Annotated in this window: 3 protein-coding genes; 2 read left to right on the top strand and 1 reads right to left on the bottom strand. The window is 72.6% G+C overall.

Annotated features, from left to right (window positions below; all coding sequences use genetic code 11):
• Window positions 1-87 precede the first annotated feature (87 nt).
• On the bottom strand, window positions 88-1,038 hold the full coding sequence (locus K6I33_RS33040; protein ID WP_229358361.1) for a DMT family transporter: 951 nt from the start codon (window positions 1,036-1,038) through the stop codon (window positions 88-90).
• A gap of 254 nt (window positions 1,039-1,292) precedes the next feature.
• On the opposite strand from K6I33_RS33040, the gene K6I33_RS33045 reads away from it, so the two are divergent.
• Together K6I33_RS33045 and K6I33_RS33050 are read left to right on the top strand one after the other, a co-directional pair.
• Window positions 1,293-1,679: a hypothetical protein gene (locus K6I33_RS33045; protein ID WP_229358363.1), complete on the top strand. Its 387-nt coding sequence runs from the start codon at window positions 1,293-1,295 to the stop codon at window positions 1,677-1,679.
• Between the two features lie 116 nt (window positions 1,680-1,795).
• Window positions 1,796-3,643: a glycoside hydrolase family 15 protein gene (locus tag K6I33_RS33050; protein WP_229358365.1), complete on the top strand. Its 1,848-nt coding sequence runs from the start codon at window positions 1,796-1,798 to the stop codon at window positions 3,641-3,643.
• Window positions 3,644-3,661: the final 18 nt, after the last annotated feature.

The following is a 3,661-nucleotide window of genomic DNA, read 5'->3' on the forward strand; positions in this document are numbered from 1 at the left end:
AGATAATATTATCTATTTTTTACAGGGATTTCACTGTGCCTTACACGCACACCGGCGTCGCCGGGCCGAGGGCCCGGCGACGCCGGTTCAGCGGGTGGCGGGGGCCTTCGGCCCGTCGGCCGCGGCCGCCTCGGCGGCCTTCTCGGTGGCCGCCTCGGATGCCTTCTCGCGCGGGGCCGAACCGGCCACCACGCGGCTGCGCCCGGAGGGCCGGCGGACGGCGGCGACGCCGACGCCGGCCAGGACGATCAGGCCGCCCAGGGCCGCCAGGGGGGTCGGCAGGACGCCCCTGAGGCCCGCGTCCAGCGCCAGCGCGGCGACCGGCACCGCGTAGAGCACGAGGGAGCTCGTCGACGCCGTGGCCGCTTCCAGCACCCGCGACCAGGTGCAGAAGGCCAGCACCGTGCAGCCGAGGCCCAGCCACAGCACGGCGGTGTTCTGCTGCCAGCCGGCCGCCACCATCTGGCTCGCCGCCTGCGGGGCGAAGAACAGCAGGGGCACCAGGCCGAAGAGGCTGCCGTAGAAGATGCAGTCCATGCCTGAGTAGCGGCACAGCAGGGGCTTCTGGAGGATGAAGGACGTCGCCTGGGCCGCCGCCGCAAGAACGATCATCACCATGCCGGAGTGCGAACCTCCCCCGCCGCCACCGGACATGGCGACCACCATGGCGCCGGTCAGGGCGATGAGGAGTCCGCCGACGCCCCAGGCGCCGGGCCGCTCGCGCAGCACGAGCATGCCCAGGACGGTGGCGAACACCGGGGAGGTGGCGACGAGCATGGCGGCCGTGCCGCCCTCGACGTGCCGTTCACCGGCGTAGAGCAGCAGCTGATAGGCGGTCATGCCGGTGAGCCCGAAGCCCGCCATGCGCAGGACGTCGCCGCGGCGCAGCCTGCTGATCCGGCCCGTGAACAGGAACGGCAGCAGGAGGACGACCGCGGCGGCCAGCCGCAGCACGGCCATGGCGGTCGGCGCGTAGCCGTCGAGCGCGACGCGGATCGCCGGGAAGGCCGAGCCCCACAGGATCGCGGTCGCGGCCATGAACTTCCAAGGAGTCGCCACTCGGCGCTCGCCCACCAACGGAAACACCGCCTCTGACGGGTCGGGAAAAGCCAACATCAACGACGCTACGACCTTTCGCTCCATAAGTCGAATAAAGAATTCCGTCACCAGCCCAAAGAAATCCTTTGAGATGCGAGGACGGCCGTCCGGATGGCCCCCGCCGCCGGGCGGCGCGCCCCGCCCTCTCGTACGGTCGGACCACGGACGAGCAGAGGGCAGAGGAGCACCGGGTGATGAGCGGCCTCGAGACGGCGGACCATGTCAGCGTTCATCTGACCGGCTGCGGCCAGGAGGACGCGAGCACCGTGTTCGGTGCCCTGGAAGCGGCGTTCCCCGAGGTCAGCGGCCCGGAGGAGAAGGCGTCGGCCTCTGCTGCGGCCAAGGGCGCCGCCACGGTGTGGTGCATGGTCGTCGACGCGCGGACCCGGGCCACCCCACGCGCCGTCGCGCCGGCCCGGCTGGCGGCGCCGGTCACCGTCGACCTCTTCGGCGCCGCCGACCCGGTGCGCCAGGTCAAGGAGGAGCTCGGCGTGGTCTTCGGGGTCGAGGACCACGGCACGGTGCCGGGCGAGCACGAGCTGGAGGTACGGCTCCAGCTGGGCTCGCACCCCGACGCATAGCCACCCCCCGCCTGGCCGCCGCCCGGCCGCCGCCCGCGACCGCTCCGTACGCTGTCGCGCCCGCGCCCCCGGAGGTATAACGGGTGGTGTCGCGCCTCCGCGAAGGAGGGTCGGTCATGAAACACGACATCGGGCCACGGCAGACCATCGCACCGCCCATCGAGGACCACGGCGTCATCGGCGATCTCCACACCGTCGCGCTGGTGGGCGTCGACGGCACCATCGACTGGTGCTGCCTGCCCCGCTTCGACGCGCCCTCCGTCTTCGGCTCCCTCCTCGACACCGAACGCGGGGGCTCGTTCTCGGTCCGGGTGCGCGACGTGGAGCGCGCCAAGCAGATGTACCTGCCGGACTCCAATGTGCTGCTGACCCGGTTCCTCGCCGAGGCCGCGGTCGCGGAGCTGTACGACTTCATGGTGCCGGACCACCCGTCCTGCCCCGCGAGCGGTGTCCGGCAGATCGTCCGGCAGGTGCGGATGGTGCGCGGGAGCGCCACGGTCGAGGTGGAGTGCCGGCCGGCGTTCGACTACGCCCGGGCCCCGCACAGGGTCGAGGTGGTCGAGGGCGTCGGTGCCGTCTTCACGAGCCCGGCCGGCACGCTGGTGCTGCGCTCGTCCGCGCCGCTGCGCGCCGAGGGGGACGCCGCCGTGGCGACCGTCGTGCTGGAGCCGGGCCGGACGCTGGAGCTCGCGGCCCAGTGGGGCGGCGAGGTCCGCCCGTTCGGCCGCGGCGAGGCGTCCCGGCTGCTGGACGACACCCTGCGCTACTGGGACGGCTGGCTGCGCCGCTCCACCTACCGGGGCCGCTACCGGGAGGCGGTCGAGCGCTCCGCGCTCGTCCTGAAGCTCCTCGTCCACCAGCCCACCGGCGCCCTCGTCGCCGCGCCCACCACCTCGCTGCCCGAGTCCCTGGGCGGAGGCCGCAACTGGGACTACCGCTACACCTGGATCCGGGACGCCGCGTTCACGCTCTACGCGCTGATGCGGCTGGGGTTCACGGAGGAGGCGGCGGCGTTCATCGACTGGCTCCACCACCGCTGCGTGGAGGCGCCCCCCGGCACCGGCCTCCAGGTGCTCTACGGCATCGACGGCCGCTCCGAGCTGCCCGAGACCGTGCTCGACCACCTCGCCGGCTACCGCGGCTCCCGCCCGGTGCGCATCGGCAACGCCGCCGCGGGCCAGCTCCAGCTCGACATCCACGGCGAGCTGATGGACTCGGTCTACCTCTACAACAAGCACGGCGAGCCCATCTCCTACGAGTTGTGGGAGGCGCTGAGCCGCCAGCTCGAATGGCTGGAGAAGCACTGGGAGGATCCGGACGACGGGATCTGGGAGACGCGCGGCGGCCGCCGGCGCTTCACCTACTCCGCGCTGATGTCCTGGGTCGCCTTCGAACGCGCCATGCGCATCGCCCGCCACCGCGGCATGCCCGCCCCGGTGGAGCGCTGGCGCGACGCCGCCGCGGCGGCCTACCGCTATGTGCAGGAGGAGTGCTGGTCGCCGGAGCTCGGCGCGTACGTCCAGTACGCCGAGGGCCGGACGCTGGACGCGTCCCTGCTGGTCATGCCGCTGGTGAAGTTCGCCGGGCCGTCCGACCCGCGGTTCCTGTCCACGGTCCGGCGGCTGGAGGAGGAGCTGGTCAGCGACAGCCTCGTCCACCGCTACCGGACCGACGGCACCGACGGATTCCCCGAGCGGGAGGGCACGTTCAACCTCTGCTCGTTCTGGTACGTCGAGGCGCTGGCCCGGGCCGGGCGGGTCGGCGAGGCGCGGTACATCTTCGAGAAGATGATCACCCACGCCAACCATCTGGGCCTGTACGCGGAGGAGATCGGCGCGGCGGGCGAGGCCCTGGGCAACTTCCCCCAGGCCTTCACCCACCTCGCGCTCATCAGCGCCGCGACCAACCTCGACCGCGCCGTCACCACCAACCGCGCGACGGCGTCCCGGCACTGCCGGCTCTGACCCCGCAGGCCCCGGCCC

It is taken from the genome of Streptomyces sp. UNOB3_S3 (genome assembly GCF_020740895.1).
In the GTDB taxonomy this organism is placed as follows: domain Bacteria; phylum Actinomycetota; class Actinomycetes; order Streptomycetales; family Streptomycetaceae; genus Streptomyces.

Excerpts from the sequence above, each read along its gene's own strand:
- K6I33_RS33040 (WP_229358361.1), bottom strand. The coding sequence starts at position 1,038 with ATGGCCGCGACCGCGATCCTGTGGGGCTCGGCCTTCCCGGCGATCCGC.
- K6I33_RS33045 (WP_229358363.1), top strand. The coding sequence starts at position 1,293 with ATGAGCGGCCTCGAGACGGCGGACCATGTCAGCGTTCATCTGACCGGC.
- K6I33_RS33050 (WP_229358365.1), top strand. The coding sequence starts at position 1,796 with ATGAAACACGACATCGGGCCACGGCAGACCATCGCACCGCCCATCGAG.